The sequence below is a fragment of the Methylomarinum vadi genome (assembly GCF_000733935.1).
Classification (GTDB): Bacteria; Pseudomonadota; Gammaproteobacteria; order Methylococcales; family Methylomonadaceae; genus Methylomarinum; species Methylomarinum vadi.
The window spans coordinates 2,986,414-3,010,655 of the sequence record NZ_JPON01000001.1; the positions used below are offsets into that span (position 1 = coordinate 2,986,414).

Genomic DNA, 24,242 nt, shown 5'->3' on the forward strand with positions numbered 1-24,242 from the left:
ATCTTGCTCTTATCCAGGAAGAAGTACAAGGACAAAAATCCCTCGTTTTCGGCCAAGTTGGTACGATAGCCTATTGGTGTTGAAGGCGAGGGTATTGATGCTTCGCCGAAACATGTCCGCTAGTTCCAGCTCAGTCACAAGGAAGAAGGAAATTCACCTTGTGACGAGTATGAGGTGGGGCAGCCTGAGCGCGGAAAGCCGCTAGGAAATGATCAATAATCGGGTTATCGTTACAAAACCCGTTAATCGACCGGCAATAAAACGACGTGAGCTGGCGCCTCTCTATTTTTCCTCGCACGATTCCTGTTGGTTATTTTTTGTCTGTACATCTTCCGGACAGCCGTAATTCTTACCGGTATACGACAGCATCCAGACTGCGCCGCTCAGTATCGCGATCGAAAACGTAATGCCGAGCAGCAGGTAAACGTGGAAGTCGTCCGAAACCTTTTGCACATCGATCACCAAATGGCGCGACAGGGCGGTGATGGCTATGTAGATCAGAAACTGCACCGGCAGGCGGTGGGTCTTGAAATAGGTGCCGACCATCGCCCCCAATTCCAGGTAGATGAACAGCAGCAGAATGTCTTCCAGCGTGGCGTGGCCGGCGCGCATCATATCCAGATAAGCATAAACGGCCGACCAGACGATAGTCGCGCCGATGCCGAATAGGGCAAGGTAATGGAAACTGTCGACCAGGATTTCGCCGATTTTTCGAATGGAAGGGATATTGTTCGTCATGGCATTATCGATGGCATAAGGTGGTTGTTTATAAATATCAGTATATGATTAAAAAGTAAACTATTTGCTGGCGCTGAATTTGCCGTAACGCAGCAAAATAGCCGGTAACAATAGTAGATTCAACAGGGTGGACGAGGCCAGTCCGCCGATGATAATGGCGGCCATCGGCCCCATGATTTCGCGTCCCGGGTTGTCGCTATTGAAGGCGATAGGGAACATCGCCAACGCGGTGACCAAGGCCGTCATCAAAATGGAAGGCAAACGTTCTTGCGCGCCCTGAATGACGGTGTCGAGATTCCAGGGCTTGCCGTCGATTTCCACCAAATGGCGGTAATGCGAAATCAACATGATACTGTTGCGCACGGTGATGCCGAACAGGGTGACGAAGCCGACGATGGAGCCGACCGACAACGTCGCGCCGGTGAAAAGCACGGCGGCGACGCCGCCGATCAACGAAAACGGCAGGTTGACCAGCGTCAGCAGCATGTGCCGTATGCTGCCGATGGCGATATAGATGAAGATCAACGCGCCGCAGCCGGCCAGCAACGAATGCAAAATCAGGTCGCGGCGGGCCTGGGCCTGTTCCATGGCCGCGCCGGTAAATTCCGGGTAGCTGCCGCTGGGGAATTGAATGTCGTTAAACACCCGCGTTTTCAGTTCGCGCATGAATGCTTCCATGTCGCGGTCGATAATATCGGCGGTGACGGTTTGTTTGCGCTGGGCATTCTGGTGCAGGATGTTGTAACGGCTTTCGCCATGGCGGATGTCCGCGACCCGGTCCAGGGTCAGCAATTGCCCTTCCATGTTTTTTAGCGGTAGTTGGCGCAACGAGTCGGGATCTCGGCGTAGTTCCGGCGTCAGCGCCACGGCGACATCGTAGATGCGGTTGCCGACTAGGTTTTTGCCGACCACGCGACCTTCATAGGCGGCTTGCAATACGCCCATTACTTGCGCGGGCTCGAGACCGTAAAAACGCAGACGTTCCAGATTCAACTCGATTTGCAGCAACGGCGTGCCGGGCGGCGAGCGCAATTGCACGTCGCTGGCGCCCTCGATGCCGCGCATGATTTGGGCGACCTGTTGCGCGAGTCGATCCAATTGGTTCAGGTCATGGCCGTAAATGTTGACTACCACCGGCGAGGTATAGCCGGAGATGGTTTCGTCGACGCGCTCGGTTAGAAAGGTATTGGCTTCGAACAGTATGCCGGGAAAATCTGCCAATATGGCGCGCAAGCGGTCGAGTATCTGTTGTTGCTCGGTACCGGACATCGGCTGTAGGTGCACTTCGTATTCGCTGTAATGGCTGCCGTAGGTGTCGGCGCCGCGTTGGGCGCGCCCGGCCCATTGCGATACCGATTCGACGCCGGGAATGTCGAGGAATTGTCGGGTCAATTGCGTGCCGACGCGGATCGATTCCGATAACGAGGTACCGGGCAGGCTGGTGGTGTGGACGATGTAGTGGCCTTCGCGAAGTTCCGGCAGAAACTTATGTTCCAGGCGCAGAAAACTTAGTAAGCCGACTGCGCAAATCGCGGCGCTGGCCAGCGCCACCAGGCGGAAATGGCGGCTGACGCCATGCAACAAGCGTTGATAAAAGGGTTTGATGACCCGGATAGCGGGCGGGTCGTTTTCCTCGATGCGTCTGTTGCCGAGCAGCAGATAACACAGCGCCGGAGTCAGCGTCAGGGCCACCAGCAGCGACATCAATATCGCCAGAATGTAGGAAAAGCCCAGCGGCGAAAACAGTCGTCCGGCAACGCCGGGCAGCGTCAACAGCGGTACGAATACGAGGGCGACGATGAAGCTGGCGTAAACGACCGAACTTCTAACTTCCATGGACGCCTCGTAAACCACCGTCACGATACTTTGGGGATTGGGGCGCGTACGGTTTTCCCGCAGGCGGCGGAAGATGTTTTCGGTGTCGATAATGGCGTCGTCGACCACTTCCCCGAGCGCGATCGCCAGGCCGCCCAGCACCATGATGTTAAGGTTCACTCCGGTTTCCAGCAGCACGATGACGGCACTGATCAACGATAGCGGAATGGCCAGCGCCGAGATGAAGGCGGTGCGGAAATTGAACAGGAACAGGTACAAGACCAGTAACACGAATAAACCGCCGATCAATAAATGGCCGCTCAGGTTGGCGACCGAGCGTTCGATGTAATCGGCCGGTCGAAACAGGTGGGAATAAAAGCGAATATCCTGCTTCTGGAACAGGGTGTCGAATTCTTCCAGCGCTGCTTCCACCTGGCGCGACACCGACAGCGTGTTGGCGCCGTACTGGCCGATCACCATCATGACGATACCCGGTCGGCCCATGATCTGCGCCGCGCCGATGGGCGGGGCGGGAGCGTAGCCGATATGGCAGACATCGCCCAGGGTAATGGATTTGCCATACAGACGTTTGACGACGATCTGGGCAAATTGCTCGGGGGTCGTCGGTTGGCCGGCCAATTGCAGCGTGAAGCGTTGGTTGTTGTTTTCGATGAAACCGCCGCCGCTGATGGCGCCTGCCTGTCCGGCGGCCATGACGATATCGTCGATAGCCAATTGGAAGCGGCGTAACCGTTCGGGGTCGATCTGAATCTGCAATTGACGGATCTCGCCGCCGAAAATATTGACATCGGCCACGCCGGGCACCGACAACAGGCGCGGCACGATGGTCCAGTCGACCAGATCGCGCAATTCCATCAGGCTTTTACTGTCTGAATTGAGGCCGATGGTCAGTACCGTGGCCGAGGACGATGACAGCGGCACCGGCACGGGTATGATGCCGGGAGGAAGTTGGCCGCTCAAGGCGGTCAGGCGTTCGCTGACTTGTTGGCGGTTACGATAGGTGTCGCTATCTTCCGCGAACGTCGCGGTGATGATCGACAAGCCCTGGATCGATTCGGAGCGCACCGACTGCAGGCCGATCAAACCGCCGATCGCGGTTTCTATCGGCTGCGTGACCAGGATTTCGACCTGTTCCGCGGAAAAACCGGGCGCTTCGGTTTGAATAACGACTTGCTTCGGCGAAAACTCGGGAAAAATATCGAGGCCGGCGGTGGAAAAGCGGTAGAAGCCGTAAGCCAGTATCAATAAGGCTAGGGCTATGACGATGCCGGAATAGCGAATGGAGAAGCGGACCAGGGTCGAGAGCATGATTCGAGGATAAAACGTGGTATTGAAAAGTTGTGATAACGGTCGGTTAGTTTAACCTGGAAATGGAAATCGAGGGGGAGAATAGCAAGGGACCTTTCCTGTGATATGGTAGTCGAGCGCTAAACTTAACACGTTAGAGAAATGGGCCTCGTGCGCTATTAGTCTAGTCATGGACATCAGTGGGTATTGCGACTATGCTTAACCGGAACAAGTAGTTACGGACCGAATCATGCATTGTAATACGCATATCCTGATCGTCGACGATATCGCCGATAATATTCAAGTCGCCATGAACATACTCAAGGAGGACAGTTACGATTTTTCCTTCGCCACGCAAGGAAGCGAAGCGGTCGAATTGGTGGAGCAAGGCGCGGAGAAATTCGATTTGATATTGCTCGATGTCATGATGCCGGCAATAGATGGCTTCGAGGTGTGCAAACGTCTGAAAGAAAACCCATTGACTAGCGAAATTCCGGTTATTTTTTTGACGGCCAAAGTCGATGTCGATTCCATTAGTAAAGGCTTTTCCCTGGGGGCGGTGGATTACATCACCAAACCGTTTCATGCCGATGAGTTATTGGCTAGGACCAGAAACCATATCCAGTTGTACCGCGCCAGGCGATTGCTGCAACGCCACAATATCGCGCTGGAAACCAAAATCGAATACGAACATAAGCGCTTATTGACCGAGTTGGAGGAAAATCAGAAGGAAATGATTTTCATGCTGACCGAGTTGATGGAATCGACCTCCGACGAGACCGGCAAGCATATTCGGCGAGTGGCGGAGATATCGGCGTTGTTGGCGCGTTATCACCCGGCCTTGACCGAGGATGACGCCGAAGTGCTGTTTCATGCCTCGCCGATGCACGATATCGGCAAGATGACCGTGCCTCACGAAATTTTGCATAAGCCGGGACGTTATACGGCCGAAGAGTTCGAAGCCATGAAGAAACATACCAGCAACGCCCACGAACTTTTGTGCTGTTCCGACCGGCGCTTGATCAAGGCCGCGGCAATCATCGCCCACGAGCACCATGAAAAGTGGGACGGCAGCGGTTATCCGCGCCAATTGCAAGGCGCGGAAATTCATATGTACGGTCGCATCGTTGCGCTGGCGGATGTCTTCGATGCCTTGACGCATTCCCGTTGTTACAAGACCGCCTGGGATATGGATGAAGTCATCGTCTACATTCAGGATCAGAATGGCAAGCATTTCGACCCGGAGCTGGTGGCCATTTTTCTGGAGCATATCGACGAATTCGAACAGATAGTGCGGATGACTTAAGTTTTTCGACATCGTTCATTTGCTCATGCCGATTCCTCAGACGAAAGTCTCGATCACAACAATTCGCCCTCTCTATTTGGCGTTATTATTCGGCAGCGTGCTGCTGCCGGTTGTACGTTGGTTGCTCGTCTTATCGCTTTTCTTTTGGAACTTCGGGTTACAAGCGGCTCCCGAAGCGGTCAGCATTCAATTGAAATGGACGCACGGTTTCCAGTTTGCCGGCTATTATGCCGCATTGGAGCAAGGCTATTACCGTGATGCCGGGCTCGATGTGACGCTGAAGGAAATGGATTTTTCCGGGGATTTGGTCGAGCGGGTATTGGCCGACAAAGCCGATTATGGCATTTCCGACAGCGCCTTGTTGGTCTATCACCTACAAGGGCGGCCGGTGGTCCTAGTCAACCAATTTTTCCAGCATTCGCCGTTGGTGTTTCTGTCCCGCCGCGATTCCGGCATCGTCAGTCCCTACGAAATGGTCGGCAAAAGGGTCGCGTTCAATTCCAACAATCAGGGCGATGCCTCGCTGAATGCGTTGCTGCTGAATACCTTGGGCGATTTGTCCAAAATCCGGCAAGTGCCGTTCGGCAGGTACCCTTACCGAAATTTCATCGACGGCAAAACCGATGTCGTCTCCGCCTATTCGACTTCGCAACCGTTTCGGTTGAAAGAACGGGGGATCGACGTCAATATCATCAATCCACAGAATTACGGCATCGATTTTTACGGCGATAATTTGTTCACTTCGAAAAAAGAACTCGAACAACACCCTCAACGCGTCGAGAAAATGAGCCGGGCGACCGTCAAAGGTTGGCATTACGCTTTGGCCCACCCGGATGAAATGATTCGCTTGATTCGCAGCAAATACGCACCCCATTTGTCCGAGGCTTATTTGCAATATGAAGCGCGTACGACTCGGCAAATGATTATCCCTGATTTGATCGAAGTCGGCTCGGTCGATCCCAAGCGATACCGGCAGGCCGCCGAAGATTATCGGCGCTTGGGATTCGTCAAGTCCAGCCGCATCGAGGAGAGTTTTTTTTACCGCATGGCCGAAGCGAAACAACAGGCGGTGGTGGCGCTCAGTGCGGCGGAGAAGGCCTGGCTCAGGCAGCATCCGCAGGTCGTTGTCGGCGGCAGTCCCGATTGGATGCCGTTCAATTTCGTCGACGACAACGGCCGCTACAGCGGGATCGCCAACGACTATCTGCAATTGATCGCTCAAAAGACCGGCCTGAAGCTCAAGGTGACGATCGATCAATGGAGCCGGAACCTGCAGAAAATCCGCGAGCAGAAAATCGATTTGTTAGGAGCGGTGTATTACACCGACGAACGCGCGCGTTATCTTCATTTTTCCAAGCCCTATTTCGAAATGTTGGATTATTTTTTCGTGCGCGACGATCTCGCCGTGAAAACGTTGCGGGATTTGAACGGCAAACGGGTTGCGATACCGAAAAACTATGCCCACGCCGAGCTGATCGAAAAGCATTTTCCGCAAATAAAGATCGTAACGGTCGACAGTTTCAGCGGCGCCATCGATGCGGTACTGGAAAACCGGGCCGACCTGCTGTATGACACCTATGCCTCGTTGACCTATACCTTTAAGAAAGAAGGCATCAATACGATCGTGCCGTTTCGTTCCACCCGAGAATTGGGCAAAAAAAACATTCATATAGTGACGCGCAAGGGCGCGCCGGAATTGGCGTCGATCGTGCAAAAAGGGTTGGACGCCATTACCGAGCAGGAAAAGCGGACTATTTACGAACGTTGGCTAGGTAAAATGCCTGAAGCCGACCGCCACACTCTGACATTGACCGCGCAGGAACGAGCCTGGCTCGAACGCAATCCGGTGGTCCGTTATGGCGCGGAGAAAGACTGGACGCCTTACGATTTCGTCAATGAGCACGGTGAACACGATGGCGTGGCGCGGGATTTCCTGGACTTGATCGCCCGCAGCACCGGTTTGCAATTCCAGGCGGTGGTCGATGAGTGGCCGAATTTGCTGGAAAGCGCCAAGCGAGGAACGCTGGATTTGTTGCCGGTCGTTTATTATTCCGAGGCGCGTGGCCGCTATTTGACCTTTACCCGGCCCTATCAATTGATGCTGGATTATGTCTTCATCCGCGACGATATCGAGGCTTCGACTTTGGCGGATTTGAACGGTAAAACCGTCGCCATTCCTAGGGGTTATCTCCATCTCGATACCGTCAAGAAACAATTTCCGGAATGGAAAATTTTTCTGGTCGATAGCTTGCTGGCGGCGGTGGAAAGCGTCATCGAAAAAAAGGCGGATATTTTGATCGAATCCCATTCGGTCATCAGTCATGTATTGAAAAAAAATAGCATCACGACGATCCGTCCGTTCAAGGTGTTGCCGCCGGGCGAGGCGAGGAAGCTGTATATGGCGGTGCCGCACGACAAGCCCGAGTTGGTCGGTATTTTGGATAAGGCGTTGGCGGCGATTGCGGAACAAGACAAAAAAGAGATTCAGGACAAATGGTTCGGCGGCGAACCATTGGAAACTATCAAGCGAATCGGTTTGACGCCTGCGCAAAGGCAGTGGTTGAGCGAGCATCCGAAGGTTCGGTTCAGCGGCAACCCCAACTGGCTGCCTTATGAAGCGTTCGATAGCAGGGGGCGCTATATCGGTATCGTTGCCGATCATTTACGGCTTATCGAACAAATGTTGCCGATCGAGTTCGAAATCATACCGACGGCCACCTGGAGCGAGTCGATCGGCAAGGCCAGGACGGGCCAGGTCGACGTCTTGTCGGAAACGGCGGATTCGGATTTGAAGGCGGAATTGCAATTCACCCGGCCTTATCTGTCGAGCCCCGTGGTCATCGTCATGGACGAGGCCGAGGATTATGTCGACGGCATCGAGCAAATCAAGCAACGCAAGCTGGCGGTGATCAAGGATTACGGGTATGTGTCGAGAATCAAGGAGAATTATCCCGACATCGAATTTGCCGAGGTGGCGACCATACAGGAGGGGGTAACCGCGGTATCCACCGGCAAGGTCGATGCCTTGCTCTGCACGCTGGCCCAGGCCAGCTATCAGATCGCCGAATTGGGCATCAACAATGTGCGTATCGTCGGCAAAACCGAGTTCACCACGCAGTTGGCTTTTGGGGTGCGCCAGGAATTCGCCCCGTTAATTATCCATCATAAGGTTTAAACCACCGGCTTTAGCCGGTCAGCTTTAGCTGCGATAATTTGCCCAAGGAGGTGGCGATGGACTATAGATACGGCAGCCATACGGTTTACCAAATTGAGTATCATTTTGTTTGGGTTACGAAGTATCGTTATAAAGTGCTGAAGGATGAAATAGCCGAACGAGTGAGAGACTTGGTGCGGCAGACATGCGAAGCCTTTGAGATACGGATTATCAAAGGTGTCGTGAGCAAAGATCATGTGCACATTTTGGTGAGTGCGCCGCCGACTATGGCCCCAAGCGAAATCATGAGGCGAATCAAGGGACGAACTTCGAGCTATCTGTTCGAAGAGTTCCCGCACTTGAAAAAGCGATATTGGGGTCGACATTTTTGAGCCCGCGGTTATTTTTGCGCCACAGTGGGGCAAATGACTGATGAGATGATAAAGCAATATTTGGAGCATCACTTTGAACCTAATCCAAACGATAATTTCAAGATGGAGCCCGACTAAGACGCGTCGTTTAGTCGACGCGTATCCGGACTTTCAGTCCGTTATTGGAACCCACCCGCTTGAGCGGGTGGTTGTTTAGTCCGCTGTTGAACAAGGCCCTGGCGGCTATCGACCAGAACCGGAAACAACAAATCCTGCAGAATTGGGGCAAGGCGAAGTTCGCCGCCCGGACCGATTACACGTTGCTGGCCCAGGTCGCGTCCGTTTTATTGCTGGTTTTGTTCGTGTTTTGGTATTGGAACAGGCGGCTTGCCGACGAAGTCCTGCAACGCAAGCGCAGCGAACAGGCGTTGGCCGCGTTGAACCGCCGTTTCAGGTTGGCGGCCGATGCGGTGGCCCTGGGGGTATGGGAATTTAATTGCAATCAAGGGTTGCGAGATGAGGCGGAGTTTATTTTCGACGATAAAATGCACGAGATTTACGGTTTGGAGAAAACCGCTACCGTCTCCTGGAAGCGGTGGTTGGAAACGCTGCATCCCGATGATCGCGCTGGCATGCGGCATTGTTTCAACGATTTGCTGAAACAAGGGGGGCAACGGCATATCGAATTTCGCATTTCTCATCCCGACGGCGATAGCCGGACCATTTATTCCGGGATCAGTGTGGTCGAGCACGGCAAGCAGGCATGTCAATTCGTCGGTATCAATTGGGACATCAGCAAGATCAAGCGGACCGAACGCGAATTGGAGCAGGCCAAGCTTCAGGCCGAGCAGGCGAGCCGTGCCAAGTCGGAGTTTCTGGCCAATATGAGCCACGAGATTCGCACGCCGATGAATGCCATTATCGGTTTCACCGAGCTGTTGGACGAACAGCTCGTAGAACCGAGACTGAAATCCTTCGTCAAAACGATACGCTCGGCCGGCAATAGCTTGTTGGCCTTGATCAACGATATCTTGGATTTATCCAAGATCGAGGCCGGCAAATTGCAGATTGTCAAGACGCCCTGCAATCCCCATGAATTGTTCAGCGAGCTGGGCGATATTTTCCTGATGAAGATGCGGGAGAAAAATATCGACTTCATTCTCGATATCGATCCGGTGATTCCGTCTAACCTGCTGTTGGATTCGGCCCGATTGCGCCAGGTGTTGTTCAACCTGATCGGGAATGCCGTCAAATTTACCGAGCAGGGTTATATCCGCGTCAAGGCCCGCACCGATAACGAAGACGACATTCACAGCAAACTGGATTTGCTGATCGATGTCGAAGACAGCGGTATCGGTATTTCGGCAGACCAGGAGCAGATCATTTTTCAGGAGTTCGAGCAATCCTGCGGCCAGGATATCAAGAAATACGGCGGCACCGGATTGGGCTTGTCCATTAGCAAACGCCTGGTCGATATGATGGGCGGACGGATCAGCCTGCGAAGCCAGCCCGGAAAGGGTTCGGTATTCACCATCAAGCTGAGCGATGTCGCCATCTCCTCGCTGAGCTTCGCGCAAGAAAGCGGTGCTCCGGCAAGGGACGGGCAAGTGCGGTTTCATCCCGCCACCATTCTGGTGGTAGACGATGTCGAGGATAACCGTAGCTTATTGTTGGCCGGTTTTGCCGAGACCGAACTGGAGGCGGTCGAAGCGAAGAACGGTTTGGAAGCCGTAAATTTGGCCAGGCAACAAGTATTCGATTTGATTCTGATGGATATTCGCATGCCGGTCATGGACGGTTATCGGGCGGCCCGGGAAATCAAGTCTTTTTCCAAGGTGCCGATCGTCGCGTTGACCGCGTCGGTCATGACCGATGAATTCGAGCGTATCCGCAGCGAGCATTTCGATGGTTATCTGAAAAAACCGGTGTTGAAAGCCGATTTATTCAAGGAGTTGAGTAAATTCCTGCCCCACGACGAACCGTCACCGAACGAACAGCCGCCGCCAGGAGTTTCCCTGAGCGAGGAAGAGTTGACGTATCTCCCCGAGATTTTGCGGCAATTACAGGCGTTGATGCCGCAATGCCGAGCCATCTCGAAAAACAACAATATTTCCGATATTCAAATATTTTCCGATCAGTTGGTGGCGTTGGCCGAACAATATCCGCTCGGGTTACTTGCGGATTATGCCCATAATTTAAATAGCCGGATCGATAGTTTCGATATCTCGGCCATCAAGCAATCGCTGAATGGCTTTACGCCGTTATTGAAGCGATTGGAAGAGTTTCACGATAGCGCCATGCCTTGATTTGGTTGTAATGATTCGGGTTTGTTATGGCGGTTTCAAGAGTAGGTTTGAATTAAATTATGTTTTTAGGGGCGGCAAAAAAAGATTTTAGAACATCGATCCTGAATGGTAAAACAATAAGATGCGCAATAGGATGCTGCCGACGCAGGAGGCTCATCCTATAAATTCAGTCGGCGTCAGGCCTTACAATTTTCCAGCGATTGATTTCACGGTTCGACTGACAGTTGTTTAGCTGACTCCCAAAGGGCGACCAACTTCCATCAGTGTGTAATGACCTGGCCAACAGGGATGAAATCGAGCTGGTAGCCAGTCTGATTGGGCGTGGCGAGATCAATTAAAAACTGAAGCGCAATTCCGCACTGAAAAGGTCAATCTGTGATTCGAAACGTCCCTGTATGCTATGCCCATAGACATCTTCACGATCAATCGCCGCATCGTTAAGAAATATATGGGCATAGGAGAAATTAAACGTCACGTTGGAATAAGGATGATAGTTAAGGCCGGTTGCTAACCAATAGCGGTCGCTGTCCGGGACTTGAAAGGTCCGGGTGCGGGAATCCTTGACCGGCGACTCATCGAAGGTAAAGCCTGAGCGGATCGAGAGTGTCTGATTGATATCGTATATCCATCCAACTGAGGCTCGAGTAGTATTTTTAAACGCAAAAGTCAGGGAAGTTGGGGGCTGAGAAGGGTTGTCGTACTGAACCGACAATTTATTTACCCGCTTCCATTCGGTCCAGGTCAGATCGAATAGCAGCGTTAATCGAGGATTAGCTCGAAAACTGATCCCGAATGAAAAATTTGCCGGCACATATGACTCGGCGGTAATTGAGGTGTCTTTGAATGCGCCGGATGCTTTGAATATTTCGGCGTTAGCGGGCACTTGAAACTCGGCTTTCCCGGAAATTTTGTGGTGGATCTCCGACCGATAGGCTAATCCGATACGTAAATTCTCCAGCGGTTTGAATAACAGGCCGGCATTATAGCCCCAGTTCCACCCATTACCGGTTAATTCAACTTTGCCATCGGCTCCCTGCGGCGCTAAAGATAATCCTGAGCAAGGCGCAGCCCCAAATTGGGCAAAACAGAGCGTACCGAAATCGATCGCACGACTTAATTCGACATCAACATATTGCGCACTGACGCCAAAACCTAAAGAAAATTTATCGTTTACTTTATATGAAATAACGGGATTGATATCCAATGATTGCAACTCGGAATCAATCGCTTCATATCGCCCCTGCCAATCGGCCGAAAAACGAGTCCCGAGCCCGAACGGAACCGTTACGCCCATACCCAGACGGAAGGGCCCCATCAAGTCGGTGGCAAAATAAAGATTGGGAATGAGTGTTTGTTCGTTTAACGTGACGGATTCGTTCGCTCCCAACGGCCGATTGAGTATATCCGATGAGCCGGTGGCATCAAATCGAGTGTTTGATAATACCAGGTGTCCCCCCGATATGATCTCGGTGCCTGTATATTCAGAAAGGCCCGCCGGATTATAAAAAATGGTGCTAATATCCTCACCTCCTGCCGTCGCACCTGCGTAAGCGACGCCGAGGCCCCTAACCGTTTGTTCTAATACCGCAAATCCGGCAGCCTGACTGTTAGAAATGCAAAACGCCGAAATCAAACAAGCGCCAAGGTTTCTGGTCATTCTGAAATCCGTGAATGGTTTGATCAAAAGAAATCTGTTCATTTCTTAGGGAGTAATTCGCTAAACAGTCGCCCATTAACAGGATTGATGAGTGGATTAATTATCCATCATAAGGTTTAAACCACCGGCTTTAGCCGGTCAGCTTTAGCTGCGATAATTTGCCCAAGGAGGTGGCGATGGACTATAGATACGGCAGCCATACGGTTTACCAAATTGAGTATCATTTTGTTTGGGTTACGAAGTATCGTTATAAAGTGCTGAAGGATGAAATAGCCGAACGAGTGAGAGACTTGGTGCGGCAGACATGCGAAGCCTTTGAGATACGGATTATCAAAGGTGTCGTGAGCAAAGATCATGTGCACATTTTGGTGAGTGCGCCGCCGACTATGGCCCCAAGCGAAATCATGAGGCGAATCAAGGGACGAACTTCGAGCTATCTGTTCGAAGAGTTCCCGCACTTGAAAAAGCGATATTGGGGTCGACATTTTTGAGCCCGCGGTTATTTTTGCGCCACAGTGGGGCAAATGACTGATGAGATGATAAAGCAATATTTGGAGCATCACTTTGAACCTAATCCAAACGATAATTTCAAGATGGAGCCCGACTAAGACGCGTCGTTTAGTCGACGCGTATCCGGACTTTCAGTCCGTTATTGGAACCCACCCGCTTGAGCGGGTGGTTGTTTAGTTATTCAACTTGCGTTGAAATTGTTAAACAAGGCGTCATCAGATTTTAGTAGTTCGGTTGCCTCCGGTTCTGGCAATGGTTTGCTGAACAAAAAGCCTTGATAATCAATACAGCCTAAATCATTTAAATATTTTTGTTGCATTTCGTCTTCTACCCCTTCGGCAATAACTTCCAGGTTCAAGTTATGTGCCAAAGTAATAATCGTAGGAACAATGGCCGAATTGATAAGGTCGTTATCAAGATCTTGAACAAACGATCGGTCAATCTTAAGAATGTCGATCGGAAATCGCTTGATATAGGTTAGCGAACTGTATCCTGTGCCAAAGTCGTCAATCGCTAGCTTAATGCCTAACGCCTTCAGCTTTCGCAAAGTAGCTATCGCATGGTCGAGATCGTGTAGAAAAATGCTTTCGGTAATTTCCAGCTCGAGCGTTTCAGGTTTCAATTGGGTTTGTTGCAACATGTTGGCAACTAATTCAACGATATTAGGACTTCGAATTTGACGAGCGGAAAGATTTACCGCTATATGCAGATCGGGATTCCCGCTGATATGCCAGCGTCGCGCCTGTTGGCAGGCATGGAAAAGCACCCATTCGCCTATTTTTAAAATCGTTCCGGTTTCTTCTGCGATATGAATAAATTCAGAGGGAGGCACCAGTATGTTCGGCGACATTCGCCATCTGACCAACGCTTCAAAACCGACAATTTTGCGCTTTTTTATATTGACCCGAGGTTGATAAAATAACTCTAATTCATTGCGTATAACGGCGTGTTGAAGTTGTTGCTCCAGTTTTAATCTTTCGACTGCCTGCGTACTCATTTCGGCAAAGTAGAATTGGATTTTCTCGTGGCCAAATTTTTTGGTCTGGTACATCGCCGTATCCGCATGCTTTAGCAGTGTTTCAACGTCCGGGCCATCACGCGGATACACGGCGATGCCAATACTTAGGTTGGCCGTAATTTCCTGGTTTTCAATCGTCAGTGGATGGGCGAGATGGTTAATGATCTTTTGCGCAACGCTCGTGACGTGAGATAAATCTTGGATATCCTCCAACACAACAACGAATTCATCGCCTCCCAGTCTTGCAACAGTGTCCCCTTCTCTGACACTTGCCTCGATTTGTTGGGCAACTCCGCACAGTAATTCGTCGCCCGCCGCATGGCCAAGGCTATCGTTGATTTGTTTGAACCGATCCAAATCCATAAAAAGCACTGCCACCATACAGTTGGTGCGTTTGGCTTTCGAAATGGCATGCTCCAAACGGTCGCAGAGCAATGACCTGTTGGGGAGGCGTGTCAATGCATCATGACTCGCTTGGAAAGCAAGTTGCCGGCTATACTCGTTGGCTTGAGTGATATCGCGAATAATGGCCACCGCGCCAACGATAATACTGCCCGACCGATCCATTAATGGTGTTGCGATTTCTTCGATAAGTCTGTGTTCTCCATTTTTTGTACGCAATAAATGATTCTGCCTTGAACAGGCAGGGTTCATTAATGAGTTCAGAATAGCCGGAAGTTGTTGATTGCCCGTTTCCTCATTGAAATAAGTAAAAATTTCTTCAGTTTTTTTATGTATCACATCGCTATTCAACCAACCGCTGATTTTTTCGGCGGCGGGGTTAATGTATTCGATTAAGCCATTTGAATCGGTAATAATTACTCCTTCTCCCATGGCGGAAAAGGTAATTTGTAACCTTTCTTTCTGCTGATGCAGCGCTTCTTCTGCAAGTTGCCTGTCACGAATCTCCTTCATTAACATACGATTGTCAAAGCGCAATTCCAATGACGTCATGATTGTTCTATGGGTTTCTCGAGCGGCTACGGATAATCCAATTAAATAAAGTATGATCATCATAGCCATGGGCGATGATAGCGTGCTTCCAAACAAATAAATCTGTAAGGACAATGTGATTAAGATTGGTGCTGTAAAAAAGAAAAATGCCTTCATCCGGGCGGCAAGCACAGAAACACTCGCAGCCGTCATCCCGGCCAGGACAAAAACGACAAAAAGCTGATGATCGATATTATTAGGGGGGAAAAGATATTTGGCCGCACTTGCCCAAACGCATCCGGCGAAACCCGTTCCCCAAAGATAAAGGGTGTTCCAATCGTCTACATCAAGTTTTTTGAAATAGTTATTATTGTATGCAACAACGAGTGCCCACCTGATTAACGTTATTACTAAAAGCAACATAAACCATGTCGACAGAATCTCCAGTGAGATGACTGCTCGTTGTAAGAATGCTAATAAAAAGCCATTAAGAATGGTAAAAGCATAAGAAAGGGGAGCATTTCTATATAAATGCGCTACCAGCTCGGCCTTGATCTGGGATCGTGCATGTTGAGCAGACTGGCCTGATTGCATGATGAATTTACAGCGTAGAAATTTGCAATATTTTCCTACAGATATTAGCAGTCAAAATCAGTTTTTTGCGATAAAAGAAATTAATATTTTTTTATCGTTAACGCCGTAGCAATATTCAGATAAAAAAACGAGGGTATTCGATTCTCGCCGAGCAGTCGGGTGGCTATTGTGTTAAGCGTGGCGGGCTTATATGTTATGGCATTGTATCTGATAGGGTGTAACCATTAGGGAGACGCTGAATAAATCCGTCCTGGATTTCTTGGCACCCGGTTAAGGAAAATGCGATTTACCTTAATCTCTTAAAATCAGACACTTAACGCGATCGATTTTGGCCGTGCATCCTTGTGCTCCGGGAAATACTGAAGTGGTCAGCAGAACCTTAGAAACGATTCGTGCATCTTAGCCTCTCAGCTGGTTCCGATGCTCGGAGTCATTTGATTGTTATCCAACTTTTCTTCAAATTAGTCATCATCGTCTTCGTCAGGAATTTGCGCGCGCAATTGCTGCGACAGCAAGGTCTGGGCGCCTTTGCTCACCACGCGCTCCCCATTTTTAATGGCTGAGGAAACGAAGTAATCGCCTTCCAATTCCCGATAACTCTCGATATCGCGGCGGACGAACCGACCGTCGTCGATTTCGATAAAGACAAAGGCCTGCCCCATGTGCCATAGCAGGGCCGCGCGGGGTATGACAACGCCGTCAAGACTGTCGTTTTGGCTGGGAATCAACGCGGTCACGTGCAGGCCCGACGGTAGATCGGTATTGTCGGCGAGGAAGAAATATTGCCGGCCCTGTGTCAGGGGGTCGACCTGGGGGGCGGCATCGACCAGTTGCGCCGCAATGGCGTTATGTGGGTCGCCGCTGACAAAGATGCGGATGCTGGCGACATCGTCCGGCAGAACGACACCGGTCGGCAAGGTGATTTGTAATAATTGTTTCTTATGGCGGATGATATCATCCGCTTCGGGCGAAGAGGCCTGGGTAAACCAGTCCGTCAGCTTATTGCCCCACTGTTGCAGGCTTGAGACAATGGTCATTCGCCGTTGCAGCGCCGTTTCGTCGGCCAAGGCGCGGTCCGTTTGCCATTGCGCTAATTGTTCCTGTAATTGGCGGGTCGATACGGCATCGTTTCGATGCAGGTCTTGCAGGCGCGTCATGCCGGCCCGGGACAGGCGGTTTTTTTCGGCGGCGCTGTCGTGGCGTACCTTGGCGGTCATCAATTGCAGGCGCAGATTGAGCAGCGGCGTGATGTCGAGTACCTTGCCGTATGCTTCCATTTCGGGACGGTAGCGGCGCGCTTGGGCTGGCACGGTTTCGATGCCGGCGTTTTTGCGGGTTTGGGCGTCCAGTTCGAGTAAGCGATGGCCGCCGATCAAAACAATTGTTTCGCTGGAGTTAGTATCGTCATCGTCCGCGGTTGCAAAGCTGTTACCAGAAAGGACCAATAGCAAGGTAATGGCGACATGACGTAAGACAATCATCGATAAACAAGGAGGTACGGATACAAATGGACGATTATACGGATTGTCTGCAAGGGAATTAAATTTTTGTTGTTTTTCACACTCAGAACGTTATCCTTTTTATATCTTATCCCGCTTGAATTTGAGAGAGAAACTATGACTGATATGCCGGAAAATCTGAAATATGCCAAAACCCATGAATGGGCCAAACTGGAAGCCGATAATGTCGTGCGGGTCGGGATTACGGACTTTGCCCAGTCGGAATTGGGGGATCTGGTATTCGTCGAGTTACCGGAAGTGGGGCGGCAACTGGCTCAAGGCGAGCAATGCGCGGTGGTGGAGTCGGTCAAAACCGCGTCGGATTTATACAGCCCGGTCGGCGGCGAGGTGGTGGAAGTCAACGAGGCGCTGAACGACGAACCGGAACGGGTCAATGAAGATGCCTTCGCTTGCTGGATGTTCGCCATCAAAGCCAGCGATCCGTCGGAACTGGAGCAATTGCTGGACGCCGACGGCTACAGCAAGATGGTGGAAGAATAACTGAAACAATAGGTCGGGCGTTTTGGGGGAGACGCTCGCGACGGCAACTTAACTGATGTAATATGGCAAATCAAAACGCGAAGGGAATAAAACGAATTTATAACGCTTTCTTCTTCTCCCTGGCCGGCTTCAAGGCAACCTGGCGACATGAGGAAGCGTTCCGTCAGGAAGTGTTATTATTTTTGGTGACGACGCCGCTGGCTTTCTGGCTGGGCGGCAATACCATCGAAAAACTGTTGTTGATCGGCAGCATGGTGCTGGTGCTGGTGACGGAACTGCTGAATTCCGCCTTGGAATCGGTGGTGGACAGGGTTGGATTGGAGCACCATGAGTTATCCGGCCGGGCCAAGGACATCGGCTCGGCGGCGGTTTTTTTGACGTTGGCCTGGGCGGCGTTTACCTGGGCAATGATTATATTTTAAGAGGAAGATAGATGAGTGCATTAATTTGCGGATCCATGGCATACGACACGATCATGGTTTTTCATGACAAGTTTAAGAATCACATCCTGCCGGAAAAGGTCCATATCCTCAATGTCTCATTTCTGGTGCCGGTCATGCGCAGGGAATATGGCGGTTGTGCCGGTAACATCGCCTATAATCTGAAACTGTTGGGCGAGGAACCGAAGGTCATGGCGACCGTGGGTCATGATTTCGAACCCTATGCGCAGTGGCTGAGCCAATGCGGCATCTCCAGCGAACATATCAAGATTGTGGACGATAACTATACCGGCCAGGCCTATATCACCACAGACGAGGAAGATAATCAGATCACCGCATTCCATCCCGGCGCGATGAATTTATCGCATCTGAATTCGGTGCCGGAGAATGCCGGCATCAGCATCGGTATCGTTTCGCCCGACGGCAAGGAAGGGATGCAATTGCACGCGGAGCAATTCGCCGAATTGGGTATCCCGTTTATTTTCGATCCGGGCCAGGGCATGCCGATGTTCAACGAGGTCGAACTGCTGCGTTTTATGGATTTGGCCACATACGCGACTTTCAACGATTATGAATCGGAATTGATGCAGGAACGCACCGGCCTGTCCTTGGAGCAAATGGCGGAAAAAGTCGATGCGTTGATCGTCACGTTGGGTAGCAAGGGCGCGAAAATCTATACCGACGGTCAATGCTTGGAGATTCCGCCGGCCAAGCCGAAAGCGCTGATGGACCCGACCGGCTGCGGCGACGCCTTTCGCGCCGGTTTGCTGTATGGCTTGATGAACGAATACGACTGGGAAACCACCGGCCGCATTGCCTCGCTGCTGGGTGCGATCAAGATCGAGCATAATGGCACCCAGAACCACTTTTTCTCGCTGGAAACTTTTCAGGAACGCTATATCGAAAACTTCGGTTCGTCGTTTTGAGTTTAGCTAATATCGAGAAACTACTCACGATCATGGCGCAGTTACGCCATCCCGAGGATGGCTGCGCCTGGGACTTGAAACAAGATTTTTATAGCCTGATTCCCTATACTATCGAAGAAGCCTACGAGGTCGCTGACGCGATCGAACGTAACGATTTGGAGGATTTGCGTTCCGAATTGGGCGACTTGCTGCTGCAGGTGGTGTTCCATTCCCGCATCGCCGAGGAACGCGGGCTGTTCGATTTCGAGCAAGTCGCCGCCGCAATCAGCGATAAATTGGTTCGCCGCCATCCCCATGTTTTTGCCGATGCCCGTTATGACAGCGACGAGGAACGGCAGCGCGCCTGGGACGAGGCCAAGGCCCGGGAGCGCAAAAGCAAACGCGCGGGCGATGAAAACGAAAGTGTGCTCGACGGGGTGGCCAAGAGTCTGCCGGCGCTGGTGCAATGCGAGAAGATCCAGAACCGCGCCGCGTCTCACGGTTTCGACTGGCCGGAAACCGAACCGGTATTCGATAAGGTTATGGAGGAATTGCAGGAAGTCAGGGAGGCATGGCACGCCGGCGATCAACCCCATATCCAGGAAGAGGTCGGCGATTTATTGTTAGTCGTGGTGAATCTGGCCCGCCACTTAAAAGTCAACCCGGAAATCGCGCTGAAGGAAGCGACCCGGAAATTCACTCGCCGTTTTAATTATATCGAACGCCAGGTAGAAGAGTCCGGCCGCGAACTGCGCGATTGCGAATTGGCGGAACTCGATGGTTTATGGAACGAGGCCAAGTTGAAGCTGAAGCGCAAGGCCTAAGTCATTATTCCGTCCGACGTTGCGGCCTTGATTTCGCTATCGTTTGACAGCAGGCGGGGACAATAGTGGATGGGGCTAGATCTCTTTTAATCGATAGGGGAAGGGCATGAAACGATCAATTAAGCGGCGGCTTATTCACAGTCTTGTTGGACCAGTTATCGGTTTATTGCTGCCGTCGGCAAATTCCCCGGTAGCCGCCGAAGATGATGGCCGCTATCGGGCCATCGTGTTGCACGAAGGCGGCAGGTCTGGCCAGTCGGGTAGTTTTATGCCGAAAGTCTTCATTATCGATTCGAAGGACGGGCATATGTGGACCTGGGAGCAAAAGGCCAAGCTGGCCGATAGCAAGGGAGGCTTCGCCCTGGGCACGGTCTTGACTTATCAGGGACGTGTCCGGCCGGGCAAGAAAATGGGCGAGGTTATCGACCAGGAGCCCAGCCGGTAATTAGCGGGGAAAGGAAACGGCGCTTTTCCGCGAATCAAGGATAATTCGGAGCCGCTCTGGGCAAATGCGCGCCGAGGCAGCCGCTGCCACCATCAATATCAAAAATAGTTTGTTGTCCTATTCTCTGACCGGGCGTTTTTCCAGTTTGCGTTGCAGGGTCCTGCGGTGCATGTGCAACGCGCGCGCCGCGGCCGATATATTACCGTCGTGCTGCATCAAGACCTTTTGCAGATGCTCCCATTCCAAGCGTTTTACCGACAATGGATTTTCGCTAATGGGAACCGAGGAGTCGCCTTGGTTCTTGTTCAAGGCGGAGACGATTTCATCGGCATTGGCCGGTTTGGTTAGGTAGTGGATAGCGCCCAGCTTGATGGCTTCGACCGCGGTAGCGATGCTGGCGAAACCGGTCAGCATGACGATACGGGTATTGCTGTCCAGCGAGATTAGTTTTTTGACCATTTCCAAGCCGGATTCGTGGCCGATACGCAAATCAATGACGGCATATTCCGGATCGGTTTGTTCGGCCAACAGGATTCCGGTTTTAACATCATGAGCAACACTGACCAGGAAGTTTCTTTTTTCCAGGGCGGGTTTCAATACGGAACAAAAAGTTTCATCGTCATCCACCAGTAGTAAGTTAGGTTTATCCGTCTCCAAAGACATCATCGTTACTCTCCGTTGCCAGTAAGGGCAGGGTGATATCGATGCAAGCCCCACCTGTTTCAAGATTGTCGAAATGTATTGTACCGCCTAGGCGCCTGATGGTGGAATACGTTAAAAACAGACCGACACCCATGCCTTGCTGTTTACTGGTGACCGGCTGTTGACCAACCAAGTCCAAATATTCCGCCGGCAGTCCTGGCCCGAAGTCGCGTATCCGCAAATGTAATTGTTCCCGGTCCCAGTCGGTATGAAATTCGATACCTTTGTCTTCCGGCGTGGCGCGCGCCGCATTGTTGAGAATATTGATAATGGAATGGGTCAGCGTACGGTCGGCGATGATCTTGGCTTCCGTGAAAATATCGGTTGAAACAAAGAGATTGAGCTTGGTCGAGGGGTTGTGGGCACGCCATTGGTTGAGCACTTCGTCAAAATATTCGGACACTGGCATGACTTTGCCGGATTCGGCGCGCAGCTCACCGGCGGAAGCGGACATGACGGACAAGGCCTCTTTGCAGCGGGCGATTTGTTGTTCGACGATGGCCATTTTTTCGTGTAGATCGGGATAGCGATGTTCGGGAAATTCCTGGCGAATTTCATGCGTCAGGATTGCGATGGTGCCCAACGGCGTGCTCATATCATGGGCGGCACTCGCCGCCAAGGTGCCCAGGGATACCACCCGTTCGTCACGCAATGCGCTTTCCCTGGCATCGGCCAGATTGCGCTCTCTTTCCTTCAGGGTGTTGGATAATTCGACGACGAAAAAAGCGACCAAACCCGCGCTGAAGACGAAACCGAACCACATACCAAAGATGTGAAGATTGAAATAATTTTTTTCACTTATTATATGCAGCTGGTGGCTCATTTCCGGCGTCAGGTATTTGGGGTCCGGAATATGTGGCTCGATCGCCGGCAAGGGGATGTTATAGCCGATCAATACGGTATAGATCGATGAGGTGAGAATGACCATGTTCCAGGCATAAGCTTGCGGCAACATGATCGCGGTGATAATCAGTGGTAGTAGAAATACCCAGATGATCGGGTTGGAGGCGCCGCCGGTCAAATAAAGCAGGGACGCCATCGCCAGCACGTCGATTGATATTTGGGAAAAGATTTCCAGTTCTGTCACTGCCTCCTCCGTTTGCAAACGCATCCAGGTATAGAGGTTGACCGCCGCGATGGAGAGGATGACCAGCCACAGTTGTTCCCGAGGCAACTTGATTCCTAGGCCGTATGTGGCCAGGAAAATCAGCAGAGCCTCTGCGGATATCATAAGATTTCTTAAAATAAACAGCCATTTAAGGTTTTCTCGGATGGAGATTTCCGATTTGGGCAGAACTTGTGAAAGCATTCAGTATGGAAAAAATGAAATATTGAAATAAACGATATTAATATAATTCTCTAAAATATTGTATCTGCGACAATATGTCACATTTTAATTTGATATATGCATTGCTATATTAAACATAACTTTTAAGGTCACACAGCTTAAAGTTGCGTTATATTCTTCCTAAATGTTTTCGGCAGTTAATATTTTTATTAACTGCTTTTTTTTGCCCGCTATTCAAGCCCTGTCCAGCAATATATTCCTCTTTTTTGCCACCTTGAAAAGGCGATATGCCAATAGAATCAGTACGATATCGGCATAAATCAACGGCTCGGTCAGGTCCGACTTAACCAGCAAAATATAGTGCAATACTGCGGTGATTGCCGCCAAATAAATTAAGCTATGCAGTCTTTTCCAGTTTTTACCCAATCGCTTTTGCATGCTTTTGCTCGAAGTCACGGCCAACGGCAATAACAAGATGAAAGTGGCCAGGCCGAATAAAATATAAGGGCTGTCCTTGATTTCATCGACGAAAGCCTCCCAGGACAAGGAGATGTCCAACACGATGAACACCAGAAAATGCAGACTGGCGTAGAAAAAACTGAATAGTCCCAGCATGCGCCGGAAGCGGCTGGGCCAGCTTTGCCCGGTAAGTTGCCGATACGGTGTCACCAGTAAGGTTAGGCATAAGAAACGTAAGGCCCAGTCCCCCAGTCTAAAATGTAATGTCTGGATCGGATTGGCGCCGAGATTGTCCTGCCAGGTGTTCAAACATAACCACAGAAATGGCGACAAACAGGTGATAAGGGCGGCAATCTTAATCCCGCGCCAGGCGTTAGGTTCTAATCGCATCAGAAATATTGTCGCAAGTCCATGCCGCTGTAAAGGGAAGCCACTTGTTCGCCGTAGCCGTTAAATTTTTCGGTCTTGCGTTTGGGCGTGAAGATGCTGGCGCCCAATACCCGTTCCCGTGCTTGGCTCCAGCGCGGATGCGGCACCTCCGGGTTGACGTTGGCGTAAAAGCCGTATTCTCCGGGAGCCCGCTTGTTCCATGCCGTGGCCGGCATGGTTTCCTGCAGACGAATCTTGACGATGGCCTTGATGCTTTTAAAACCGTATTTCCACGGCACCACCAAGCGGAGCGGTGCGCCGTTTTGTTTCGGCAACTCGTCGTCATACATTCCGGTCGCTAATAGAGTCAAGGGATGCATGGCTTCGTCGATCCGTAGGCCCTCGGTATAGGGCCAGTCCAGCGAATTGCTACGTTGCCCGGTCATGATGGCCGGATTGAATAAGGTGGTGAACTCGACAAATTTGGCGCGCGAGGTGGGGCCGAATTTTTTCAGCAGGTTGCCTAGCGGAAAGCCGATCCATGGCACTACCATGGACCACGCTTCGACACAGCGGAAGCGGTATATGCGTTCCTGCAGGGGATTGCCGCGAAGTATGTCTTCCAGGTTATAAACACCGGGTTTTTCCACCTCGCCTTCCACTGTCACCTGCCAGGGTGAAGTCGGCAAAGCCTGGGCCAGTACCGACGAGTCCGTTTTATTGGTCGTGAATTCGTAGTAGTTGGTGTAATGACTGACGTCTTCGAAATCGGTTACCGGAAGGTCGGCCGAGTAGGGGCCTGTTGGAATGTCTTGATAGTGTTTGTCTGTGGCGAGTGAATCTTTCGAGCCCGCCAGCAAGCTGGCGGCCGACATTCCCATGGCTGCTTTGATAAGCTGCCGCCGTTTTATAAAAAACGCTTTATCGGTGATTTCACTGCTGGCGATTGAAGAGGTTGTTTTTATGAGCATGCTGTGATCCCCTGTCGGTAGGCTTTAATCCTTTTAGTTAAGAATTTCCCGGGAGAGTTCAGTGCATTTTCATCGTGAAACAAGATGATGAAAATGATATTTCCTTATAGCTATAAGGTATTTATGTCT

General features: G+C 51.1%; 17 protein-coding genes and 2 pseudogenes. 10 read left to right on the forward strand and 9 right to left on the reverse strand.

Annotation, left to right across the window (positions count from 1 at the left end):
• Nucleotides 1-282: 282 nt before the first annotated feature.
• Together EP25_RS0114870 and EP25_RS0114875 are read right to left on the reverse strand one after the other, a co-directional pair.
• Nucleotides 283-738, reverse strand: coding sequence for a phosphate-starvation-inducible protein PsiE (locus EP25_RS0114870; RefSeq protein ID WP_031434626.1), 456 nt, complete (start codon nucleotides 736-738; stop codon nucleotides 283-285).
• 60 nt (nucleotides 739-798) lie between these two features.
• Complete coding sequence (locus EP25_RS0114875) at nucleotides 799-3,882, reverse strand: efflux RND transporter permease subunit (protein WP_031434627.1); 3,084 nt, start codon at nucleotides 3,880-3,882, stop codon at nucleotides 799-801.
• A gap of 229 nt (nucleotides 3,883-4,111) precedes the next feature.
• Here EP25_RS0114875 and EP25_RS0114880 point away from each other — a divergent pair, with 229 nt between their 5' ends.
• The 4 genes and pseudogenes from EP25_RS0114880 (at nucleotide 4,112) to EP25_RS22050 (ending at nucleotide 10,998) form a co-directional block, all read left to right on the forward strand.
• Nucleotides 4,112-5,167 (forward strand): HD domain-containing phosphohydrolase, encoded by a 1,056-nt coding sequence (locus EP25_RS0114880; protein ID WP_031434628.1) that lies wholly within the window; start codon nucleotides 4,112-4,114, stop codon nucleotides 5,165-5,167.
• Between the two features lie 25 nt (nucleotides 5,168-5,192).
• The gene (locus EP25_RS0114885) at nucleotides 5,193-8,342 is read left to right on the forward strand and encodes a transporter substrate-binding domain-containing protein (RefSeq protein WP_051906732.1); all 3,150 of its coding nucleotides are present in this window, start codon (nucleotides 5,193-5,195) and stop codon (nucleotides 8,340-8,342) included.
• 56 nt (nucleotides 8,343-8,398) lie between these two features.
• Nucleotides 8,399-8,830: pseudogene (tnpA, locus tag EP25_RS0114890) on the forward strand (IS200/IS605 family transposase).
• 59 nt (nucleotides 8,831-8,889) lie between these two features.
• Complete coding sequence (locus EP25_RS22050; RefSeq protein WP_152555657.1) at nucleotides 8,890-10,998, forward strand: ATP-binding protein; 2,109 nt, start codon at nucleotides 8,890-8,892, stop codon at nucleotides 10,996-10,998.
• A 334-nt stretch (nucleotides 10,999-11,332) separates the two neighbouring features.
• Here the strand turns inward: EP25_RS22050 and EP25_RS0114905 are convergent, their stop codons facing one another.
• Nucleotides 11,333-12,655 (reverse strand): OmpP1/FadL family transporter, encoded by a 1,323-nt coding sequence (locus EP25_RS0114905; protein WP_235185912.1) that lies wholly within the window; start codon nucleotides 12,653-12,655, stop codon nucleotides 11,333-11,335.
• Nucleotides 12,656-12,831: 176 nt separating this feature from the next.
• Between EP25_RS0114905 and tnpA (EP25_RS0114910) the strand changes: the two are divergent.
• Nucleotides 12,832-13,263, forward strand: a pseudogene (gene tnpA, locus EP25_RS0114910) (IS200/IS605 family transposase).
• An 83-nt stretch (nucleotides 13,264-13,346) separates the two neighbouring features.
• Here tnpA (EP25_RS0114910) and EP25_RS0114920 read toward each other — a convergent pair.
• Together EP25_RS0114920 and EP25_RS0114925 are read right to left on the reverse strand one after the other, a co-directional pair.
• Entirely contained in the window at nucleotides 13,347-15,710 is a 2,364-nt protein-coding gene (locus EP25_RS0114920; protein ID WP_084191053.1) for a putative bifunctional diguanylate cyclase/phosphodiesterase, read from the reverse strand.
• Between the two features lie 461 nt (nucleotides 15,711-16,171).
• Nucleotides 16,172-17,191 (reverse strand): efflux RND transporter periplasmic adaptor subunit, encoded by a 1,020-nt coding sequence (locus tag EP25_RS0114925; protein WP_051906741.1) that lies wholly within the window; start codon nucleotides 17,189-17,191, stop codon nucleotides 16,172-16,174.
• A 135-nt stretch (nucleotides 17,192-17,326) separates the two neighbouring features.
• Between EP25_RS0114925 and gcvH the strand changes: the two genes are divergently transcribed.
• The 5 genes from gcvH (at nucleotide 17,327) to EP25_RS0114950 (ending at nucleotide 20,324) form a co-directional block, all read left to right on the forward strand.
• Entirely contained in the window at nucleotides 17,327-17,710 is a 384-nt protein-coding gene (gcvH, locus tag EP25_RS0114930; RefSeq protein WP_031434634.1) for a glycine cleavage system protein GcvH, read from the forward strand.
• A 62-nt stretch (nucleotides 17,711-17,772) separates the two neighbouring features.
• Entirely contained in the window at nucleotides 17,773-18,132 is a 360-nt protein-coding gene (locus EP25_RS0114935; protein ID WP_031434635.1) for a diacylglycerol kinase, read from the forward strand.
• 11 nt (nucleotides 18,133-18,143) lie between these two features.
• A complete protein-coding gene (locus EP25_RS0114940) occupies nucleotides 18,144-19,076 on the forward strand; it encodes a carbohydrate kinase family protein (RefSeq protein WP_031434636.1) in 933 nt (310 codons plus the stop codon).
• Entirely contained in the window at nucleotides 19,073-19,879 is an 807-nt protein-coding gene (gene mazG / locus EP25_RS0114945; RefSeq protein WP_031434637.1) for a nucleoside triphosphate pyrophosphohydrolase, read from the forward strand. Before EP25_RS0114940 ends, mazG begins: the two co-directional genes overlap by 4 nt.
• Before the next feature lie 106 nt (nucleotides 19,880-19,985).
• Complete coding sequence (locus EP25_RS0114950; RefSeq protein WP_152555658.1) at nucleotides 19,986-20,324, forward strand: hypothetical protein; 339 nt, start codon at nucleotides 19,986-19,988, stop codon at nucleotides 20,322-20,324.
• Between the two features lie 117 nt (nucleotides 20,325-20,441).
• Here EP25_RS0114950 and EP25_RS0114955 read toward each other — a convergent pair whose 3' ends face one another.
• From EP25_RS0114955 to msrP, 4 genes are all read right to left on the reverse strand, one after another.
• Nucleotides 20,442-20,990, reverse strand: coding sequence for a response regulator transcription factor (locus EP25_RS0114955; RefSeq protein WP_031434639.1), 549 nt, complete (start codon nucleotides 20,988-20,990; stop codon nucleotides 20,442-20,444).
• On the reverse strand, nucleotides 20,968-22,335 hold the full coding sequence (locus tag EP25_RS0114960; RefSeq protein ID WP_031434640.1) for an ATP-binding protein: 1,368 nt from the start codon (nucleotides 22,333-22,335) through the stop codon (nucleotides 20,968-20,970). Before EP25_RS0114960 ends, EP25_RS0114955 begins: the two co-directional genes overlap by 23 nt.
• A gap of 213 nt (nucleotides 22,336-22,548) precedes the next feature.
• On the reverse strand, nucleotides 22,549-23,163 hold the full coding sequence (locus tag EP25_RS0114965; protein ID WP_031434641.1) for a protein-methionine-sulfoxide reductase heme-binding subunit MsrQ: 615 nt from the start codon (nucleotides 23,161-23,163) through the stop codon (nucleotides 22,549-22,551).
• Entirely contained in the window at nucleotides 23,163-24,107 is a 945-nt protein-coding gene (gene msrP, locus EP25_RS0114970; RefSeq protein WP_200875094.1) for a protein-methionine-sulfoxide reductase catalytic subunit MsrP, read from the reverse strand. The genes EP25_RS0114965 and msrP overlap by 1 nt, the downstream gene beginning before the upstream one ends.
• Nucleotides 24,108-24,242: the final 135 nt, after the last annotated feature.

What these genes read in the sequence shown, in the direction of transcription:
- EP25_RS0114955 (WP_031434639.1), bottom strand. Translation starts at nt 20,990, where the DNA reads ATGATGTCTTTGGAGACGGATAAACCTAACTTACTACTGGTGGATGAC.
- EP25_RS0114940 (WP_031434636.1), top strand. Translation starts at nt 18,144, where the DNA reads ATGAGTGCATTAATTTGCGGATCCATGGCATACGACACGATCATGGTT.
- EP25_RS0114880 (WP_031434628.1), top strand. Translation starts at nt 4,112, where the DNA reads ATGCATTGTAATACGCATATCCTGATCGTCGACGATATCGCCGATAAT.
- EP25_RS0114905 (WP_235185912.1), bottom strand. Translation starts at nt 12,655, where the DNA reads ATGACCAGAAACCTTGGCGCTTGTTTGATTTCGGCGTTTTGCATTTCT.
- EP25_RS0114920 (WP_084191053.1), bottom strand. Translation starts at nt 15,710, where the DNA reads ATGCAATCAGGCCAGTCTGCTCAACATGCACGATCCCAGATCAAGGCC.
- EP25_RS0114935 (WP_031434635.1), top strand. Translation starts at nt 17,773, where the DNA reads ATGGCAAATCAAAACGCGAAGGGAATAAAACGAATTTATAACGCTTTC.
- EP25_RS0114885 (WP_051906732.1), top strand. Translation starts at nt 5,193, where the DNA reads ATGCCGATTCCTCAGACGAAAGTCTCGATCACAACAATTCGCCCTCTC.
- gcvH (WP_031434634.1), top strand. Translation starts at nt 17,327, where the DNA reads ATGACTGATATGCCGGAAAATCTGAAATATGCCAAAACCCATGAATGG.
- EP25_RS0114925 (WP_051906741.1), bottom strand. Translation starts at nt 17,191, where the DNA reads ATGATTGTCTTACGTCATGTCGCCATTACCTTGCTATTGGTCCTTTCT.
- EP25_RS0114875 (WP_031434627.1), bottom strand. Translation starts at nt 3,882, where the DNA reads ATGCTCTCGACCCTGGTCCGCTTCTCCATTCGCTATTCCGGCATCGTC.
- EP25_RS0114960 (WP_031434640.1), bottom strand. Translation starts at nt 22,335, where the DNA reads ATGCTTTCACAAGTTCTGCCCAAATCGGAAATCTCCATCCGAGAAAAC.
- EP25_RS0114965 (WP_031434641.1), bottom strand. Translation starts at nt 23,163, where the DNA reads ATGCGATTAGAACCTAACGCCTGGCGCGGGATTAAGATTGCCGCCCTT.
- EP25_RS0114870 (WP_031434626.1), bottom strand. Translation starts at nt 738, where the DNA reads ATGACGAACAATATCCCTTCCATTCGAAAAATCGGCGAAATCCTGGTC.
- EP25_RS0114950 (WP_152555658.1), top strand. Translation starts at nt 19,986, where the DNA reads ATGAAACGATCAATTAAGCGGCGGCTTATTCACAGTCTTGTTGGACCA.